General features: G+C 67.6%; 17 protein-coding genes and 1 pseudogene. 11 read left to right on the top strand and 7 right to left on the bottom strand.

Annotated features, from left to right (window positions below; genetic code table 11):
- Positions 1-715 precede the first annotated feature (715 nt).
- Complete coding sequence (locus F8S13_10885; protein KAB8143582.1) at positions 716-1,153, bottom strand: hypothetical protein; 438 nt, start codon at positions 1,151-1,153, stop codon at positions 716-718.
- A 718-nt stretch (positions 1,154-1,871) separates the two neighbouring features.
- Here F8S13_10885 and F8S13_10880 point away from each other — a divergent pair.
- From F8S13_10880 to F8S13_10860, 5 genes and pseudogenes are all read left to right on the top strand, one after another.
- Positions 1,872-2,600, top strand: a complete 729-nt coding sequence (locus tag F8S13_10880; protein ID KAB8143500.1) for an SDR family oxidoreductase — start codon at positions 1,872-1,874, stop codon at positions 2,598-2,600.
- A 187-nt stretch (positions 2,601-2,787) separates the two neighbouring features.
- Positions 2,788-2,928 (top strand): annotated as a pseudogene (locus F8S13_10875) (RNA chaperone Hfq).
- A gap of 1,074 nt (positions 2,929-4,002) precedes the next feature.
- Positions 4,003-5,424, top strand: coding sequence for a PLP-dependent aminotransferase family protein (locus tag F8S13_10870; protein ID KAB8143499.1), 1,422 nt, complete (start codon positions 4,003-4,005; stop codon positions 5,422-5,424).
- 2 nt (positions 5,425-5,426) lie between these two features.
- Complete coding sequence (locus F8S13_10865) at positions 5,427-6,275, top strand: DMT family transporter (protein ID KAB8143498.1); 849 nt, start codon at positions 5,427-5,429, stop codon at positions 6,273-6,275.
- 26 nt (positions 6,276-6,301) lie between these two features.
- Complete coding sequence (locus tag F8S13_10860; GenBank protein ID KAB8143497.1) at positions 6,302-7,072, top strand: methyltransferase domain-containing protein; 771 nt, start codon at positions 6,302-6,304, stop codon at positions 7,070-7,072.
- A 469-nt stretch (positions 7,073-7,541) separates the two neighbouring features.
- Here the strand turns inward: F8S13_10860 and F8S13_10855 are convergent, their stop codons facing one another.
- A complete protein-coding gene (locus F8S13_10855; protein ID KAB8143581.1) occupies positions 7,542-8,849 on the bottom strand; it encodes an esterase-like activity of phytase family protein in 1,308 nt (435 codons plus the stop codon).
- Positions 8,850-9,120: 271 nt separating this feature from the next.
- Here F8S13_10855 and F8S13_10850 point away from each other — a divergent pair, with 271 nt between their 5' ends.
- The gene (locus F8S13_10850; GenBank protein KAB8143496.1) at positions 9,121-9,357 is read left to right on the top strand and encodes a hypothetical protein; all 237 of its coding nucleotides are present in this window, start codon (positions 9,121-9,123) and stop codon (positions 9,355-9,357) included.
- Here the strand turns inward: F8S13_10850 and F8S13_10845 are convergent.
- The 3 genes from F8S13_10845 to F8S13_10835 form a co-directional block, all read right to left on the bottom strand.
- Positions 9,343-10,014, bottom strand: a complete 672-nt coding sequence (locus F8S13_10845) for a DinB family protein (protein KAB8143495.1) — start codon at positions 10,012-10,014, stop codon at positions 9,343-9,345. The two genes, F8S13_10850 and F8S13_10845, sit on opposite strands and share 15 nt — an antisense overlap.
- Before the next feature lie 214 nt (positions 10,015-10,228).
- A complete protein-coding gene (locus F8S13_10840) occupies positions 10,229-10,930 on the bottom strand; it encodes a DsbA family oxidoreductase (protein KAB8143494.1) in 702 nt (233 codons plus the stop codon).
- 149 nt (positions 10,931-11,079) lie between these two features.
- Complete coding sequence (locus F8S13_10835; protein KAB8143493.1) at positions 11,080-11,838, bottom strand: glucose 1-dehydrogenase; 759 nt, start codon at positions 11,836-11,838, stop codon at positions 11,080-11,082.
- A gap of 267 nt (positions 11,839-12,105) precedes the next feature.
- Here F8S13_10835 and F8S13_10830 point away from each other — a divergent pair, with 267 nt between their 5' ends.
- The 4 genes from F8S13_10830 to F8S13_10815 all read left to right on the top strand — a co-directional run bounded on the left by F8S13_10830 (position 12,106) and on the right by F8S13_10815 (position 17,294).
- The gene (locus tag F8S13_10830) at positions 12,106-13,767 is read left to right on the top strand and encodes a SulP family inorganic anion transporter (GenBank protein KAB8143492.1); all 1,662 of its coding nucleotides are present in this window, start codon (positions 12,106-12,108) and stop codon (positions 13,765-13,767) included.
- Positions 13,768-14,072: 305 nt separating this feature from the next.
- Entirely contained in the window at positions 14,073-14,804 is a 732-nt protein-coding gene (locus tag F8S13_10825) for a response regulator transcription factor (protein ID KAB8143491.1), read from the top strand.
- Complete coding sequence (locus F8S13_10820) at positions 14,791-15,843, top strand: hypothetical protein (protein KAB8143490.1); 1,053 nt, start codon at positions 14,791-14,793, stop codon at positions 15,841-15,843. The genes F8S13_10825 and F8S13_10820 overlap by 14 nt, the downstream gene beginning before the upstream one ends.
- Entirely contained in the window at positions 15,840-17,294 is a 1,455-nt protein-coding gene (locus tag F8S13_10815; protein ID KAB8143489.1) for a hypothetical protein, read from the top strand. Before F8S13_10820 ends, F8S13_10815 begins: the two co-directional genes overlap by 4 nt.
- On the opposite strand, the gene F8S13_10810 is transcribed toward F8S13_10815, so the two are convergent.
- Both F8S13_10810 and F8S13_10805 read right to left on the bottom strand, forming a co-directional pair.
- Positions 17,291-17,662 carry a DoxX family protein gene (locus F8S13_10810; GenBank protein KAB8143488.1) on the bottom strand — a complete coding sequence of 124 codons (372 nt, stop codon included), beginning with the start codon at positions 17,660-17,662 and terminating at the stop codon, positions 17,291-17,293. The genes F8S13_10815 and F8S13_10810 overlap by 4 nt on opposite strands.
- 240 nt (positions 17,663-17,902) lie before the next feature.
- A complete protein-coding gene (locus F8S13_10805) occupies positions 17,903-18,502 on the bottom strand; it encodes a TetR/AcrR family transcriptional regulator (GenBank protein ID KAB8143487.1) in 600 nt (199 codons plus the stop codon).
- Positions 18,503-18,698: 196 nt separating this feature from the next.
- Here F8S13_10805 and F8S13_10800 point away from each other — a divergent pair, with 196 nt between their 5' ends.
- Complete coding sequence (locus F8S13_10800; protein ID KAB8143486.1) at positions 18,699-19,301, top strand: hypothetical protein; 603 nt, start codon at positions 18,699-18,701, stop codon at positions 19,299-19,301.
- Positions 19,302-19,374: the final 73 nt, after the last annotated feature.

Genomic DNA, 19,374 nt, shown 5'->3' with positions numbered 1-19,374 from the left:
CGCTGGTAGTCAGCACGCCGCTGCCGCAGCACACCGCCACGCCCGATAACCCGAACCCCGAGCCGGTGGAGACGAGCACGCCTGCGCCTACCCGGATTATTCCGCCCACCGCCACGCCTGCCCCGACCAGACTGCCCAGCAGCACGCCTACGGCAGTGCCCGCCACCGCGCAGCCCACCAGCGCACCCAGCAGCACGGCCACGCAGGTGCCGCCCACAGATACCGCCATCCCGACCCTGACGCCCACCTGGGTGCCATCGCTTACGCCTGTGCCCGCCACGCCGACGCCGAGCAACACGCCGACGCCGAGCAACACGCCGACGCCCACCAGCACGCCCACGCCCACCCCGCTGGTCTATGTGGTGACGCACATGCAGCCGTCGAGCAGCTACTCGGCCAATTGGATGCACTATGTGCTGACGGTGTTTAACTTTGGCCCGCCCGTGAGCCTCTCGCAGGTGCGCGATCAGCTGCCGCCTGGATTCATGGTCTGGTCCACCTCGCCTAGCGCCACAAATAGCGGCGCTGGTGCGGTCGAGTGGAACTGGACCTCGGGCGATAAGGTGCTGGCGACCAACGGTTTCTTCCGTGCCACGATCTTGGCCTGGGTGCCCTCGTGGATGCCGCCTGGCTCGTACACCAATGTGGTGACAATTCAGGGCGACTTCCCAGCCCAGAGCGATAGCACCGATTTTGTGGTGCTGGCCCCGCCCACCTATACGCCGACGCCGACGAACACGCCGACGAGTACGCCGACGAGCACGCGCACGCCGACCAACACGCGCACGCCGACCAGCACGCCCAGCATCACGCCCACACCGAGCAATACGCCGACGCCGAGCATCACGCCGACGCCGACCGATACGCTGACGCCAAGCATCACGCCGACGCCGACCGATACGCCGACGCCCAGCAATACCCGTACGCCGACGAGCACGCGCACGCCGACCAGCACGCCGAGCATCACGCCGACGCCGAGCAACACGCCGACACCCAGCATCACGCCGACGCCGACCGACACGCCGACGCCAAGCGATACGCCGACGCCAAGCGATACGCCGACGCCGACGGACACGCCGACACCAAGCGATACGCCGACGCCGACCGATACCCGCACGCCGACGAGCACGCGCACGCCGACCAACACGCGCACGCCGACGTATACACCGAGCATCACGCCGACGCCAAGCGACACGCCGACGCCAAGCGACACGCCAACGCCGACGGACACGCCGACACCAAGCGATACGCCGACGCCGACCGATACCCGCACGCCGACCGATACCCGCACGCCGACCAACACACGTACGCCGACGCCCGCGCCGAGCGACACGCCAGTGCCGAGCGACACACCGACGCCTGCGCCGAGCGACACGCCGGTGCCGAGCGATACGCCGACGCCCGCGCCGAGCGACACGCCGGTGCCGAGCGACACGCCGACGCCCGCGCCCAGCAACACGCCGACCCCCGTGCCCACCCCAGAGCTGTTTGTTGTCGCAATGGCAGCGCCGCAGACGGTCCACGTGGGCGAGGAGATCAACTTCTATATTGGCTATGGGAACGAGGGCGACGGCGCGGCGGTCAACGTCACGCTCTCGGCGAACTCGGGCGGCTGCTTTGACGATGATAGCTTCTCGAAGACCATGAGCAGCCTGAGCCCTGGCGACGGCGATACCAAGCACGTCACCGCCCAGGCCACCTCGCCGCGCACCTGCACCGTGCACGTGACGATCAAGGCCGCGAACGCAACCTCGGCCAGCGATTCGGTCCAGATCAAGATCATTCCATAGCGGCATGCCGCCCGTATCCGTGGCACGAGACTCGCAGCACGCTGCTGCGGGTCTTTTTTTCTGCAAGAAAGCGAACCTGATATGCGACTGCAGCAGCAACGCGCCCTGGTGACGGGCGGCGCACACCGCCTGGGCCGCGCCATCGCGCTGGCCCTCGCGGCGGAGGGGGCCGATGTGGCCATCCACTACCACAGCTCGGCGCAGCAGGCCGAGGCCACCCTGGCCGAGCTGCGGGCCTACGGCGGGCACGCGGCGGCGGTGCAGGGCGACTTGGCCGCCGTGGCCGAGGCCGAGCACGTGGTGGATGCCGCCGCCGAGCAGCTGGGCGGGCTGAGCATCCTGGTGAACTGCGCCGGGATCTGGGGGGCCGACCCGCTGGGCACGGTGACGGAGGAGCGCTGGGACACCCTGATCGCCACCAATGCGCGCGGGGCCTTCTTCGCGTGCCAGCGCGCCGCGCCCCTGCTGCGCGCCAGCCACGGCTGCGTGATCAATATCGCGGATGTGGGGGCCATGCGCCCGTGGAAGAATCACACGCCCTATCTGGTGAGCAAGGGCGCGGTGGTGACGCTCACCGAGGCCCTGGCGAAGGACATGGCCCCCGAGGTGCGGGTGAACGCGATCGCGCCGGGGCCGGTGCTGCTGCCCGCCGACTGGGGCGAGGAGGAGGCCGAGCGCACGGCCAAGACGGTGCTGCTGCGGCGGGTGGGCAGCGCCGAGGATATCGCGCAGGCGGCGGTGTACCTGGCCTCGGCCAGCTATGTCACCGGGGTGATCCTGCCGGTGGATGGCGGCCAGCGGCTGATCTAGTGCGGTGCAGTGTGGCTGCTTCGGGCTGCAGCGCGGGTGCTTCGGGCTGCAGCGTGGCTGCTTCGGGCTGCAGCGCGGGTGCTTCAGGCTGCAGTGCGGGTGCTTCGGGCTGCAGGGTGGCTGCTTCAGGCTGCAGGGTGGCTGCTTCGGGCTGCAGCGCGGGTGCTTCAGGCTGCAGTGCGGGTGCTTCGGGCTGCAGGGTGGCTGCTTCAGGCTGCAGGGTGGCTGCTTCGGGCTGCAGGGTGGCTGCTTCAGGCTGCAGGGTGGCTGCTTCGGGCTGCAGGGTGGCTGCTTCGGGCTGCAGGGTGGCTGCTTCGGGCTGCAGGGTGGCTGCTTCAGGCTGCAGTGTGGTTGCTTCGGACTGCAGCGCGGGTGCTTCTCTCGTTTGATGGTTGCTTGGGAGGTTTTTTGGTCTTTCCCCCTGTGCTTGAGCATCATGCCGTCGTTTTTCTTGAGATCGACGAGCACTTTTGCTTCAGTTTTTGGCTTTTCTAGGCCTTTAGGTAAGCATGCGCGTTGCTGCCAGAGCCAGCTGGGTGCGCTTTCGTCAATAGCGGCTCCTCGTGGTTAGTGGGTGGATGCCCTGCGCGGGCGGCGGCTAGGGGCCAGCCCCGAGCAACCCGGCCATGGGGCGTTGCCCCTCACCTGGTGTCACTTTGTATGGTTTTCTGAGGCGTTGTTGACGAAACGGCGCGTTGCCGTTGATACGGCCAGGGTATGCCTTCGTGGAATAGTGAGTCTTCGTGGATGGTGGTGGATGCCCTGTGTGGGCGGCACCAAGGGCTCCGCGCCCTTGGAACCCCGCCAGGGGCGATGCCCCTTGGAACCCCAATTTGCAGCGTTCCGATGCCGAATGCTGGCCGCTGATGTTCGTGCATATGGCCAGCAAAATATCAGCAGCACCTTCGCCGCATGGGAACGGTGGAAGGGTTCGTCCCGATCATGAGGTGGCACAATGTGCATGGTTTGTATGGCACGGCACGCGGGTTTGCAGCATGTACCGCATCCAGAGGCCCCGCTCATGAAAGTGACACCATGTGAGGGTATCGTCCCCCTTGGAACCCCCAATGTTGGGCGTTCCCGTGCGATCTGCAGGCGGCTGATGTTCGTGCATAGGGCCAGTTGGCATGCGCGGCACCTTCGCCGCATGGGCCGGGCGGGTAGGTGTCGGCGATGAGCCGCATTGTGGGCATCGCCCCCGGCCCGATGACCGTGCGGTAGCCGTTTTTTGCCCCTTGGAGCCTTGGCGTCTTGGTGGTAGAAACTGGGCCTCGGCGGCGCTGCGCTTGGCCGTCTTTCGACCGACGGATTGTCACTTTTTGACACGGGCGCATCTGGTATACTTGGTGCAGCCACTTATCTTCTGGAGGCGTATGTATCTGTTCCGGCTCGGTCCAGCCGAATGCCTGATCATCCTCGCGCTGCTGGTGATCGTGGTGGGGCTTGCATTCCGCAGCGGGTATGGGCGCGGTCGCCGCCGCTAGCGGGCCCACCCCTGCCGCTGGGCGAACTTGGAGACTCGGTGTGGAGCCTTTGCTGCTGCGATCTATGCGGGGCAGAGCCTCTTTTTGTGTATCGATTAAAGGCAAGGTTCATGGCAACAACACAGAGCACCTCGTGGGAGAAAAACTTCGCCTCATCGGTCGAGGTGATCAAGGGGTCGGCGATCCGCGAGCTTCTGAAACTGACCGAGCAGCCCGAGGTGATCTCGTTCGCGGGCGGGCTTCCCGCGCCAGCCTGCTTCCCGGTGGAGGAGATGGCCGTGGCCGCCGAGCAGGTGATGGCGAACGGCGCGGTGCGCGCGCTGCAGTACGGCCCGACCGAGGGCTTCCCGCCGCTGCGCGAGTTCCTGGCCAGCCTGATGGCGAAGCGCGGTGTGCCCATCCGCCCCAGCCAGGTGCTGATCACCAGCGGCTCGCAGCAGTCGCTTGATATCGTGGCCAAGCTGATGGTTGACCGCGACGATGTGGTGCTGGTGGAGGATCCGACCTACCTGGGCGCGCTGCAGGCCTTCCGGCCCTACCAGCCGCGCTTTGTGGTGCTGCCCATGGATGATGACGGCCTGATCCCCGCCGAGCTGGAGAAGGCGCTGGCCAGCCTGGCCGCGGAGGGCCGCCGCGCCAAGTTCCTCTACACTGTCTCCTCGTTCCAGAACCCCACCGGTGTGACTCTGAGCCGCGAGCGGCGCGAGGCCCTGCTGGACATCGCCGAGCGCCACGGCCTGCCGATCGTGGAGGATGACCCCTACGGCGAGCTGCGCTACAGCGGCGAGCCGGTGCCCCCGCTGGCCGCGCTCGACTTCCAGCGCCACGGCGCGCCGCGCACGGTGCTCTACTTCAGCACCTTCTCCAAGCTGCTGGCGCCCTCGCTGCGCGTGGGCTGGATCGTCGGCCCCGATGCGATGCTGCAGAAGATCGTGCTGGTGAAGCAGGGCATCGATCTGCACACCGGCACGCTGGTGCAGGCGATCGCCTACGAGTCGTGCAAGGATGGTCTGCTGGATCGGCACATCCCAGTGATCCGCTCGATCTACCACGATCGGCGCGACGCGATGCTGGGCGCGCTGGAGCAGCACATGCCCGAGGGCGTGCGCTGGACGCGGCCCGAGGGCGGCATGTTCCTGTGGCTCACCGTGCCGGACCATGTGAATATGAAGGCGCTGTTTATGCGCGCCGTCGAGCTGAAGGTGGCGTTTGTGGCGGGCACCGACTTCTACGCCAACGGCAGCGCGGCCAACACCATGCGGCTCAACTTCTCGCACCCCGACCGCGAGCACATCATCCTGGGCGTGCAGCGGCTGGCCGCCGCGATCCGCGAGCAGTAGCTATGGGCGTGCTGTTCGGGCTGCTGGCCGCGCTCGGCTGGGGCGGGGCCGACTTTCTGGTGGCGCAGGTCTCGCGGCGCATGGGCATCCTGCAGGCGCTGCTGCTCATCCAGCTGGCCGGGCTGGTGGCTATCGTGCTGGTGCTGGCGGTGCGCTTTGGGGTGCCCGCCGCCAGCGCGGGCGTGTGGGCGCAGGCGGCGGGGCTGGCCGCGCTGAACATGGTGTGCACGGTGCTGCTGTACCGCTCGTACGCCATCGGCACGCTCTCGATCGTGTCGCCGATTACCTCGGGGTTTGCGGTGGTCACGGCGCTGCTGGCGCTGGCCTCGGGCGAGCGCCCGAACGGGCTGGCGCTGCTGGGCGCGCTGCTGCTGGTGGGCGGCGTTACCGTGGTGGCGCGCGGCCAGGGCGGGCCGCGCCTGGGGCTGCGCAGCCTGATGGCCCCCGGCACGCCCGAGGCGGTGGGCGCGGCGGTGGGATATGGCGTATACTTCTGGGGTCTCGATTTTGTCACGCCGTCGCTGGGGATCGTGTGGCCGGTGCTGCTGGCCCGCATTGTGTCGTTTGGCAGCGTGGCGCTGTGGATGCTGCACCGGCAGATCGCGCCGGTGCGCCCGCCGCGCGCGGTGCTGCCGCTGGTGCTGGGCTGCGCCGTGTTCGACACGGTGGCCTTCCTGGCCTTCAACAGCGGGCTGGGCAGCGCCGACACCACCATCGTCACCGCGCTCTCCTCGCTGTTCAGCGCCATCACGGTGCTGCTGGCCTGGGTGGTCTCGCGCGAGCGGCTGGCGAGCTATCAGTGGGCGGGCGTCGGGATCATTTTAGCGGGGGTGCTGCTGGTGAGCATCTAGCGGCCTAGCGAAGGGCAGGGGTACGGATGGAGATCAAAGACGTCAAAGAGTCGGTTCAGAACCAGTTCGGCGCGGTCGCTTCCAACTACGCGACCAGCACGGTGCACGTGGGCGGCCCCGACCTGACGGCCATGCTGGCGGCCATCCCGCTGCGCGGCGATGAGCGGGTGCTGGATGCGGGCTGCGGCGCTGGCCACACCGCCATGGCGTTTGCGCCCAAGGTGGCCGAGGTGGTGGGCTGCGACCTGACCATCGCGATGCTGGCCCAGGCCAAGCGGCTGGCCGCCGAGCGCGGGCTGGCCAACGTGGCCTTCGAGCGCGGCGATGTGGAGCGCCTGCCCTACCCCGACGCCTCGTTCGACCTGGTGACCTCGCGCTACAGCGCCCACCACTACCCCCACCCCCAGGCGGCGCTGCGCGAGTTCGCCCGCGTGCTGCGCCCCGGCGGCGCGCTGCTGCTGGTGGATGTGGTGGCCCCCGAGGCCCCCGCCAGCGACACCTTCCTGAACGCCATCGAGCTGCTGCGCGACCCCAGCCACGTGCGCGATCACTCGGTGTCGCAGTGGCTGGCTATGTGTGGCGCGGCGGGCCTGCGCGCCGAGCAGGCCGGGGCCTGGCCGCTGCGGCTGGAGTTCGAGTCGTGGGTGGCGCGCATGAACACGCCGTTTCTGGCCATCACCCAGCTGCGCGCCATGATCGATGGGGCCACCCACGAGGTGCGCGACGCGCTCTCCTTCGCCCTGGGCGACTACTCGTTCAGCGTGCCCACCGCGCTCATCCGCGCCGTGCGCGGCTAGGGCTGGCGAGGCTGGCGGGCCGCTGGGGCTGTGCCCTGGCGGCCCGTTTTGCATGCTACCGCCTGCGTTCTCCTGCGTCACTACGGGCAAGAATAGTCGGGCCGACTGTAGGCAATGCTTGGAGCGTTGCCCGGTCGGCCCGACCGGCTACGGCTTCGATACGGATGGTGGTTCTTTATCGGTGGTGCATGCCCTGCGCGGGCGGCGTCTGGGGGCCAGCCCCCAGAACCCCCTTCGAAACCCCCAATTTTAGGCGTTCCTATGACGTTTCCTGGCAGCGGGCGTTCGTGCATATGGCCAGTTTGCACGAGCGGCACCTTCGCCGCATGGGCCGGGTGGTTGAGAGTCTCGATCTCACATGCGGTGCATGGCCTGGCACGTGTTCTCTCGTCATGTGCCGCATCCAAATACCCCGCCCAAGAAAGTGACACCATGTGATGCCATTAGCCCCGGTGGCCCGCTTTGCGCTCTACCGCGTCACCACGGGCAAAAACAGCTCGCGCAGCGTCTTTACTACCAGCAGCGAGCTTGTTGTGCCCGCCCCCACATTGTTCCCCGCATCATCAAACGTGCCGATGTCGAAGTCGTTGTCGTTGGCGATGGCGTAGGTGCCCGGGCCGATCTTGATCGCGCCCTCGATCTTGCCGGGCACAGCGGCGTCGGCGGAGAGATCGGCCACCAGCGTCTTGGGCAGTGCCACCACCTGCGCGGCGGCCAGATCCTCCTGCTGCTCCAGGCTGGGCGCGGTGGCCGCGTCATCCCACTTCGAGCCGAGGATGTTGGCCTCGGCGCTGAGCGTCACCTGGTAGAGCTTGGCCACCGCGTCGGTGCGCTCCAGCACCACCAGCGTGTCGGGGCCAGTCGCCATCACGCCCGAGATCTTCATCTCGTCGCGCGGGTTCTCCAGCGCGGCGGTGGCCGGGTCGAAGCTGGCGGCCTCGTCGAACTGGTAGACATACTCGGCGGTCACACGCTGGCTGGCGATGTCGAAGGCCAGGATGCGGGTGTTGCGCGAGCCTTCGCCGTCGCTCTTGGTGGGGTTGGAGAGCGAGCTTTGCAGCGCGATGTAGAGCGTCTGCTCGTCGGGGCTGATGCCCAGGCCCTCGAAGCCACGGTTGGACTTGCGCCTGTCGAAGATCGCGGGCAGCGTGTCGCTCACGGGGTAGCCGGCCTCGGGCAGCGCGATGCCCGCCGGGATGTAGCGCTTCAGCACGCGGCCCGTGGCATCCAGGTGCACCAGCGAGGGCCGGTACTCCTCGGCCAGCCAGAACTCGCCCTCGCTGGTGCGCACCAGGCCCTCGGGGTCGAGGCCGCTCTGGTTGAAATCGAGCTTGGTCTGGGCGGTGTAGTCGTAGGGCGTCTCGTCCTTGTCGGCCAGGTTGGAGAGGCCGGTGACGGGCAGGCCCGCGCTGGTGCTGATCGGGATGGTGCCCAGCAGCGCCAGGCTGTCGCCCTCGGCGCGCACGTGCAAGATGGTGGGGTTGAAGTCGGGCACGGGGAAGGTGCGGCGGTTTTTGCCCGAGACCTTGATCTGGCCGTTGGGGCCACGGTCGGTGATCATCCAGTACTCGCCTGGGGCGTCGCCGGGGCCGTGGAACAGGTCGCTGCCCACGCCGCCCAGCTTCATGCCACGGTCGTTGGCGATCTGCTGGCCGGGCACGTCCTTCAGCGCGATAGTGGCCAGGGTGGCCTTGGATGCGATCTGCGGCGTGGCGGCGCTCGGCTCGCCCGCGCCGGATGCGGCGGCGGCGCGCAGCCCCACCAGCGCGCCCGACATGCAGATAAACAGCAGACCGGCGGAGAGCAGCCTTGGTCGATTCATGCGAGATCCCCTCTGCTGTGCGGCGGCATCGTTTGGCAATCGTACCATCTGTCGTGCGGTTGGCTGGCCATTTTTGTGCAAAAATCGTGTAAAGCTTTGATGAAGGGCCTTAACAATCGCCCCGACACCCCACGCGATCTTTACGCCGCGCCGCCGCATTTTTATGCCCGGCTGATGCCCCAGCTGCTATGCTCTGGGCAGATTCGGGCAAGCGAGGAGCGGGGCGATGGGCATATGGGGCTACGGGCGGCGGCGGGCTGGGCGGCGGGGGCTGCAGGCGGCGCTGTGGGGGCTGGCGCTGGTGGCGCTGGCGGGCGGCACCGTGCTGATCGAGCGGCAGATCGCGGTGCGCGAGGGGCTGCTGCTGGGGCTGTTTGGCGGCTATGTGCTGTGGGGCATGGCCCGACCGGCGCTGGCCCGAGCGCTGCGCCGGTGGCGGGCGGGCGGCCTACGCCGCCGCTGACTCGGTGGGCTGGGCAGGGGCGCGCAGCTGCTCCAGCACGCGCTGGGCCTGGATAACATGCAGCTGCTGGTGGGCCAGGGTGAAGCGGTACATGTCGATCACGCGGTAGGTGATCAGCGGCATGATCGGCGATGTGATCACGGTGCGCTGGACGCGCGGGTCGGCGCTGCCTTGCATCAGGGCGATCAGCTGGGCCTGGATGCGCAGGAAGGTCAGGGCGATCTTGGGGGCGATCGCGCTGGCGCTCGGCTCAAGGGCCGCCGATGTCTTGGTCGCGGTGGCGCTGCCGGGGGTGAGCGCCTTGATCAGGATGGGGCCGAGCTTGTCGGGCAGCACGGGGATGCGCTCGATGAAGGTGGGGCGGTGCTGCCCGGCGATCACCTGGTCGAGGATGGGGAAGTAGATGCGGGTCGAGATGATCAGGTGGTCGAGGCACTGCCCCACGCTCCACTCGTCGGGGCTAGGCTTCCAGTTCAGGTCGGCGGCGGAGAGCGTGCCAAACAGGTCGTGGACCTCTTTGGCGGTGGCCTCGGCCAGCGGCACAAGCAGATCGAGCGTGGCGTGGCGCAGGTCGTCTTCCATGATCCCCCCTTTGCTACAGTTGGTGTTGGGGGGCATCATACCATAGCGCGGCCCCGAGGCGGCTTGCGCTTGCATTGGGGCAGAAACATTTTTACCACGAAGACGCCAAGGCGTGAAGGTAAAAGGGAGGAACGTTTACCACCAAGGCTCCAAGACACCAAGGGAAAAGAAACAGCTTTACCACCAAGACCCCAAGAGGATAAAAGGGGACGAATACCACAAAGACGCGAAGGCACGAATTTCACTTCGTGCCTTCGCGTCTTTGTGGTAAAGAAATTCCCGCGCCTAGCTACACTGCGCAGCTCTCGTCGTCGCACATGCCTGCCCCGGCGGGGGTGGCCAGCGGGGTGAGCGGGTGCGACTCGGCCCAGATCTGCTCAAGGGCGCTCAGCAGCACCTGGGGCTCCTGCGCGCCCGAGATCAGGTAGCGCTCGTTGATCACGAAGGCTGGCACGCCGCTGATACCCAGCGCCTGGGCGCGGCGCTCGTCGGCGCGCACCTCGTCGGCGAAGGCGGTGCCCGCCAGGGTCTCGCGCACCTCGTCGGCGGGCAGGCCCAGCTCGTCGGCCAGCGCGGCCAGGGCCTCGGCGTCGCCGATGGCGGCGCCCTCGGTGAAGTAGGCCTTCAGCAGGCGCTCCTTGGCCTCGGCCTGGAGGCCGTGGCGCTCGGCCAGGTGGATGAGGCGGTGGGCGTCGAAGGTGTTGCCGTGCTGGGCGCGATCGAGGTGGTAGTCTAGCCCCTCTTTGGCGGCCAGCGCGCTCACGTGGGCGTTCATGGCGGCGGCCTGCTCGGTGCTGCGGCCCAGCTTGCGGGCCAGCAGCTCATCCAGCGTGCCGGGCGAGCGCCTCTGCGAGCCGGGGTCTAGCTCGAAGCTGCGCCACACCACCTGCACATCGTCGCGGTGGGCGAACTGCCCCAGCGCGCTCTCGAAGCGGCGCTTGCCGATGTAGCACCACGGGCACACCACATCCGACCAGATCTCTATCTTCATCGGTTCCACATGCCGTCTCCCTTCAATAGCTCTATGCGGTAGGCTCCATGGCCTTGCGTATGTCAGAATGATAGTGTCTCTAGTCTACCACATCTAGCTATCAAATTGCAAGCTGGTATCGTAAGGGTAGTATTGGCATGTGGGAAATGCTAGACCACCAGGTAGCCGCCATCCACCGCCAGCGCCGCGCCGCACACCAGCGAGGCACGGTCGGAGCAGAGCCAGACCACGGCGTTGGCCACCTCGGCGGGGCTGCCGAGCCGCCCGATCGGCTGGTGGGTGAGCATGCGGCCCTCGGCCTCGGGGTCGCGGGCGATCATGTCCTCCACCGGCGGCGTCCTGATCCAGCCGGGGCACACGGCGTTGATGCGGATGCCCTGGCTGGCGTACTGCATCGCGGCTGATTTGGTGAGGCCGAGCACGCCGTGCTTGGCCGCCGAGTAGATCGGATCCCAGGGGAAGGCGCGCTCGCCATCGACCGACGAGGCGTTGACGATCGCGCCGCCGCCCGCCTGCTGCATGGCGGCGATCTCGTACTTCATGCATAGCCACGCGCTCTTCAGGAAGCCGTCAATGGTCGCATTCCAGTCGCCCTCCTGCTGCTCGGCCAGCCAGCCGCCGCCGCCGCCGCTGCCGCCGTTGTTGAAGGCGCAGTCGAGCCGCCCGTAGGTGGCCAGCGTGAAGGCGACCATCGCCTCGACCTGGGCGGCCTGCGCCACGTCGGCCTGGAACCAGGTGGCCTCACCCCCGGCGGCGCGGATCTGCTCGGCGGCGGCCAGCCCGGCCTGCTGTCCGCGGCTGGCCAGCACCACCTTCGCGCCCTCCTGCGCCATGGCCATGGCCGCCGCCAGCCCGATCCCGCTGCTCGCGCCCGTTACCAGCGCGACTTTTCCCTCTAGCTGTCCCATATGAACTCCATTCTCTACGCGAAGAAGCAGCGCTAGTATAGCCGCAGCCTTCTGGCCAAAAAAGCAGCGAACGCCGCATTGACATGGCCACTTTTGCGGAATATGCGGCTGCTCTCATATTTTGTTGCGAAGGCTGCCCTCGGGCTTGCGGCTTCGCAACAAAACAGCCCCGCTTTCCCTTTGCATTCCCCGGCATCTCCCGTATCATGGCCTATAGCCCGCAGCGTGGCGGCCCGTGATCCGAAGTTCGTGGAATGAGAGATATGTATGATGTTCGCATGGCGTAGCCTGCCCTTCGTCAAGGCCATTGAGAGCGAGTTCGCAGGCTACTCGCGCGGGACGCTGCGGCGCGATGTGTTGGCCGGGCTGACGGTGGGCGCGGTGGCGCTGCCGCTGGCGCTGGCCTTCGGGGTGGCCAGCGGGGCCGATGCCGCCGCCGGCGTGGTGACGGCGATCATCGCCGGTGTGGTGATCGCGCTGTTCGGCGGGGCGGCCTTCCAGATCAGCGGGCCGACCGGGGCCATGTCGGCCATCCTGATCGGCCTCTCGGCGCGCTACGGCCTGGCGGGCGTGTGGGCGGCCAGCCTGATGGCGGGCGTGTTTCTGCTGCTGCTGGGGCTGTTTCGCTTTGGCCGCTACATCGCCTTCATCCCCACGCCGGTGATCACTGGCTTCACCAGCGGCATCGCGCTGATCATCGCGATCGGCCAGATCGACGAGGTTCTGGGCGTGCCCGCGCCGCACGCCGAGGGCGCGCTGGGCGCGCTGTGGGCCTTCATCGCGCACCCGCCCGCGCCGGATGTGCGCGCCCTGGCCCTGGCGCTGATCGTGGCCGCCAGCATGATCCTGCTGCCCAAGCTCACCAAGGCTGTGCCCGGCTCGCTGGTGGGCATCGCGCTGGCCACGCTGGTGTCGGCGGCGGCGGGCTGGGATGTGAAGAGCATCGGCAGCATCCCCAGCACCATCCTGCTGGATAGCCGCCTGAGCTTCGGCAGTATCCCCTGGGCCAACATGGGCGATCTGCTGTTGCCCGCCATCTCGATCGCGGCGCTGGCCGCGATCGAGAGCCTGCTGTGCGCCTCGGTGGGCGCGACGATGACGGGCCAGCCGATCGACAGCAACCAGGAGCTGATCGGCCAGGGCATCGGCAACATCATCATCCCGTTCTTCGGCGGCGTGCCCGCCACGGCGGCGATCGCCCGCACCAGCGTGGGCATCAAGAGCGGCGGCCAGACGCGGGTGGTGAGCCTGGTGCACGCGGTGGTGCTGCTGCTCAGCGCGCTGGTGCTGGGCCAGGTCATCGGCAAGATCCCGGTGGCGGCGCTGGGCGGCGTGCTGATGGTGACGGCCTGGCGCATGAACGAGTGGGAGGCCCTGCGCTTCTTTGCCAAGGCCCGCATCAAGCACGCCCTGATCGGCGTGATCGTGACCATGCTGGCCACCGTTGCGCTCGACCTGACCCAGGCCATCCTGATCGGCATCTCGATCTCGGCCCTGATCTACCTGCGCCAGTCGGCTCGCAGCCTAGAGGTGAGCGTGGAGCCGGTGGACCCCGAGCGGCTGCGGGCGCGCGGCGTGAAGCTGGGCGCGAAGTCTGATCAGATCGCCGTGATGTACCTGACCGGGCCGATCTTCTTCGGCAGCGTGACCATGATGATGGATGCGCTGCGGCAGTCCCACTCCCAGGGCGTGATGATCCTGAGCATGCGCGGCGTACCGCTGATCGATGTGATGGGCGTGCAGGCCCTGGAGCGCGTGGTGCACGAGCAGCGGGCGCACGGCGGCGACGTGTTCCTGAGCGGGGTGCAGCCGAACGTGCACGAGATGCTGGGCCGCACCGGCCTGCTGAAGGAGCTGGGCGAGAATCACCTGTTCTGGAGCGCCGACCTGGCGATCGCCGCCGCGTGCGGCCAGTATCAGACGGCCTAGCGCTGGCGATCGTTTACCACCAAGACACCAAGGCTCCAAGGTTTTTTCCTGCGGAGCCTTGGTGTTTTTCTGCTTTCTATTTCCTGTTTTTTTCGCGCCGTTGCTTCTTCGCACTATGCATATTCTTCTGAATCTTGGTGTCTTGGAGCCTTGGTGGTAAACGGTTCTTTCGTTCCCTTCGCGTCTTCGCGCCTTCGTGGTATTCATCCTCTTGCGAATCTTGGTGTCTTGGAGCCTTGGTGGTAAAAGAATCTTGGTGGTAAAAGAATCTTCGTGGTATGATCTCCCCGCAGGACGAGCGATTCATGATAGGTGTTATGGGCGAACTCCCAACGATCTTTGTGGTGGATGACGACCCCGCCATCCGCCAGGCCATCACGGCGCTGCTGGAGCAGGAGGGCTACCGTGTGGCCACGGCCAGCACCGGCGGGCAGGCCATAGCGCGGCTCGCCGCCGCGCCGCCGCCCGCGCTGGTGGTGCTGGATGTGATGCTGCCCGAGCGCAGCGGCTACGAGGTCTGCCAGCGCATCCAGGCCCTGCCCGCGCCTGTGCCCGTGCTGATGCTCTCGGCCCGCGACGAGCTGGCCGACCGCGTGTACGGGCTGGAGCTAGGCGCGACCGACTACCTGACCAAGCCCTTCGAGCCGAGCGAGCTGCTGGCGCGGGTGCGCTCGCTGCTGCGCTTCCGCGAGCGGGCCAGCGCGGCGGATCGCGCCCAGCCGCTGCTGGCCGGGCCGCTGGCCATGTGGCCCGCCGAGCACCGCGCCGAGGCGGGCGGCCAGCCGCTTGACCTGCCACCCAAGGAGTGGCAGCTGCTGGAGACGCTGCTGCGCAGCCCCGGCGTGGTGCTTGGCCGCGAGACGCTGCTGCGCCAGGTGTGGGGCTACGACTTTGCGGGCGACACCCGCACAGTGGATGTGCACATCCAGCGCCTGCGCGCGCGGCTTGACATAGCTGGCTGCGGCGATCTCATCCAGACCGTGCGCGGCTTTGGCTACCGCCTGACGATCCCCCACGTTCCCCATGCTGCTGATTGACCTGAAGCTGGTGATCTTCGCGCTGCTGGCGCTGGCGCTGGGCCTGGGCGCGGCGCTGTGGGCCGCGCGGCGCCGTGCGGGCGAGCGCCGCCTGCCGCTGGATGTGGAGCTGCTGCCCTTTGGCGTGGCCGAGCTGGGCGCGGGTGGCGATATGCTGCGGGCCAATGCCGAGGCGCGGCGGCTGCTGGCCGATGGGAAGCCACCTCGCGCGCTGGGACAGGCCGCCCTGTCGGCGCGGGCGTCCTCCAGCGGGATGCTGGCCGCGCCGCAGCCGCTGCGCTGGTGGGCCTACCCGCTGGCCCACGGCGGCGCGCTGCTCATCCTGGCCGACAATGCCGAGCAGCAGCGCCAGATCGCACGGCAGCAGGCCTTCGTGGGCTTGCTAGCCCACGAGCTGCGCACGCCGCTCACGGCGGTGATCGCCCACCTAGAGCTGGCCCGCGCCCCCGCGTCGCCGCCCGCGCTGCGCGAGGCCTCGCTGGCCACCGCCCACGGCGAGAGCCAGCGCATGGCCCGGCTGGTGCGCGACATGCTGGAGCTGCACCGCCTAGAGCTGAGCGCCGACCTGCCGCTGGAGCCTGCCAATCTGGCGCTGCTGGCCGAGTCCGCCATCTCGCAGCTCTTCCCCCGCGCCGAGGCGGCCCAGGTCGAGCTGGCGCTGGAGGTGGGCGGCACGCTGCCCGCCGTGCTGGCCCACCCCGATAGGCTGCGCCAGGTGTTCCTGAACCTGCTGGACAACGCCATCAAGTACGCCCGCCCCGGCGATAGCGTGACGGTTTCGCTGCAGCCCCAGGCGGGCGGGGTGCGCTGCCGCGTGGCCGACACTGGCCCGGGCATCCCCGCCGCCGACCTGCCGCATGTGTGCGAGCCGCTCTACCGCGCCAGGGCCGATGTGGAGGGCAGCGGCCTGGGGCTGGCGCTGGTGCGCGAGATCCTGCTGCGCCACCACGCCACGCTGGAGATCGCCAGCGCCACGGGAGCAGGCTCGGGCACTACCTGCTCTTGGGTGCTGCCCATGGCCGGGGAGGCCGCGCCATGAGCAGGCTGCGCGCGCCCGCCCTGGCGCTGCTGGCGCTGGCGCTGCTGGCGCTGGCCGTGTGGCTGCTGCCCATCCAAGGCCAGCTGCTGGTGCTTCCCGGCCCCCCGGCCAGCGTGGCCCAGGCCTGGCCGCAGATCTGGACTGACCCGCCAGTGGTGCGGCCATCCGAGCCGGTGACGATCTATGTGCGCGACAGCAGGCCGTGGGCCTATGTGCGGCTGGAGCTAGACGGCCAGGGGCTGGCCCGCGACGAATCCTACGACCACGGCTCCGGCCCGTGGACCTGGCGCTGGGTGGCCCCCAGCCCGCCTGCCGAGTTCAGCGTGGCCTTCTACCACAGCTGCCAGGCGGGCTGCGTCGAGCGGGGCCGCGCCAGCATCGGCGGGGTGAGCGCGGCTGTGCCGCCCACGCCTGCGCCGCCGCGCCCCACCAAGCTAGGCGTGGTGTTCGCCAGCCCCGACCGCGACTGGCATGGCCGCGCCGGGTGGGCCGTGGAGCTGACCTACGCGCAGGAGTCCAAGGGCGACTTCAACATCGACGAGCTGGCCCGCCGCGTGCATATGGCCCGCCAGCAGGGCCTGCGCGTGCTGGTGCGGGTGGACTACGCCCGCAGCCAGTCGCTGCCCCCGGCGGGCGACGAGCTGGCCCTAGCCCGCTTTTTGGCCTACTGCGCCCAGCTGGCCCGCGACGACCGCCTGCGCGACGTGTACGGCTATGTGATCGGCGCGGGCTTCAATGCTGCCAGCGAGAACGCGCTGGCCCCCGCCGCGCCCACCACGCCCGAGTGGTATGCCCGCGTGCTCAGCGGCTATGGCCTGCCCGCATCCCGCGAGGACACGGCGGTATACGTCATCCGCGCCCAGCGGCCCGCCGCGCGTGTGCTGGTGGGGCCGGTCGCGCCGTGGGTGGCCGACCAGGGCGGCAGCCTGCCCGACCCGCTGGGCGCGCCCTGGCTGAGCTACATGAACACCCTGGTGGCCCACATCGACGAGGCCGCGCAGGCCCACGAGGCCGCCGATATGCCTAGCGCCGCGCCCGATGGCTTCGCGCTGCGCGTGGCGGGCCGGGTCGACCCCGCCCATGCCGCGGCGGCGCAGGAGCCATCGGCCAATTCCTACGACCCGCGCTGGGGCCAGGCCCAGATGGGCTTCCGCGTCTACCGCGACTGGCTGGCGATCATCAACCGCTACCCCGCCACGCGTGGCCTGCCTGCCTTCATCACATCCGCCAACACCACCGCCGCCCCCGGCATGGCCCCGCCCACCCAGTCCTACCCCGCCGGGTGGCTTACCGCCGCCCTCGCCGAGGTCGAGCGCGAGCCGCAGGTGCGTGCGCTCTGCTGGTTCGTCGATGCGCCGCTGGGCGGCCAGTGGGGCGACTACAGCCTCGCGCAGCACCCCGGCATGCTCAACGACGCGGCGGCGGAGTTCGACCGTCTGCTGCAGCGCTAGAGCGGCGCGAGGAAGATCCGCCCGTAGATGATTAGGCCGCTGAGGATGATCAGCGCAATGTTGATACCGATTTTCGACCCCTCGCCGCGCTGAAGGTGCACCACCGCGCCGCCGCCCGCCGCTAGGATGAAGCCCACGCACGCGGCCAGCGCCAGCCAGGGCTGGATGCCCGTGAGCGGCGGCAGGATGACGCCCGCCGCGCCCAGCATCTCGGCGATGCCCAGCAGGCGCACGAAGCTGGCCGGGAACGATGGCACCCACGTGAACATCTGGCCGAGCCGATCCAGCGGCATGAAGGCCTTCATCGCGCCTACGATCAGAAACGTCAGCGCGACCAGCCCCTGTATGACCCATAGTGCGATATCCATGATCTTCCCTCTCTTTCTGATATAAGCCACGTTTTCAACAAATGACCATATCGGTATTTTGGTCAAATCACAAAAAGCCCATGACTCCCTCCTCTCTGCTGAATCTATGCGGTTCGCTCAGTCCGCGATTCGATCGAGCCTCACGGCAAGAAGCGGCATGTGGCGAACTAATAGTGACAAATGACTAAATAAGTATTTTAGTCATCTCGCAATGAGCGGCAGATGCGCGCTTGCGGAAGCCTAGCGGGCGGGCGCGGCCAGGCCCTGGAACACCAGATCGAGCACGTCGTTCAGCGCCTGCTCGATGGCCTGGGTACCCTGGACGCATGCGTAGGGCGGCCAGAAGCCATGGGTCATATGGTGCAGCGCCTGCGCGGTGTGGGCCGCGTCGGCGAAGGCAAAGTGGCCGCTCTTTCGTCCCTCCTCCAGCACGCCTGTGACAAGCGCCAGCTGCTGCTGGATGAGCGACTGCAGCGTGGTGGGCAGGGCGTTGTGCGCCATGATGATCATGTCCTGCACCTCGGGGTGGGCCTCGTACTGGCGGTAGGTGCGCAGGATGGGGGCGATCAGGATGTGGCGCAGCTTCTCCGCCGGGGGCAGCTGGCTATTCTTGATGAGCGACTGCTGCTCCTCAAAGATTCGCTGGTACCAGCGGGCGATCGTGGCCAGCATCAGATCGTCTTTGCTCTCGAAGAACTGGTAAAACGACCCTTTGCTGATGCCCACATCGGCCACCACCTCATCGACAGTGGTCTTCTTGAAGCCAAAGGTCCAGAAGCGGTGCTCGGCGCGATCCAGCAGCAGCTCGCGCGTCTCCTCGGGTAGCAGTCGTGCCATCATCTCCTCCTCTGGCCACAATGTATACCAATAATCAAATCCAGTCAAGAGATCATTTTCTAAAAATGTTTACACAGCTGTTACATGGCCGTGATGCTGCCGCGATATCTGCGCGCTAGCATAGCGCCATGCGACTGAGTTTCCCATGGCACCCCAGCGCGCTGCCGCTGCCGTGGGCATAGGTGCTGAGGTGAACCACATGCGCGATCTCCCAACGTCGGCCATGCCGCGCCGTTTTGATCATGCCTTGCGGGGGCTGGGCGAGCCACTGCGTATCATCATTATTTCTACCGTTCTTTTTGTGGTACCAGAGATTGCAATCACATGGTGGGCTACACCAAACGTTGTGGCTATAACGCCGATGCCATTCCTCATAAGCATCAGCTTCAATCTGCTGGTCTATTGGGTTGCACGCGGGATCGGCGGGTGGCTGCGCATCCCGATGCTGAAGCTTTACTACGGTGGCATGCTGGCGATGATGACGTTTTACCTGCTGTGGTTTGTGCTGCCAGCCTATACCAGCGGGCTGTACTGCCTGGGCGAGGGCCACTGCTTTACCCAGCGGCCCATGCTGTTTCACGATGTGTGGCCGGGGTTCCGCTGGGAGCATGGAGATATGATAAACGCGCTAGTTCTATTGCCTGTGATGATCGTTGCGCCGATAAGCAGCCTGAGCGTGCTGCTGCGGGCGCTATTCCGGCGGCGCGGGGGATGGCTGGCGATCCTCTGCGCGGCGCTAGCGCTGGTGGCGATTGTGGCGGGCTTTGGCTTGGCTGGCGATGTGATCAGCAAGTACGAGTAGTACGAATTTGGATTGAGCGTATGCGCTCTTGAAGGATGATGATCATGCCGAAGTGCTTTTTAGACACAATTCG

Source organism: Chloroflexia bacterium SDU3-3 (assembly GCA_009268125.1).
Taxonomy (GTDB): Bacteria; Chloroflexota; Chloroflexia; order Chloroflexales; family Roseiflexaceae; genus SDU3-3.
The sequence above is the reverse complement of the archived record's forward strand: the minus strand, read 5'-3'. Positions and strand labels throughout refer to the sequence as shown.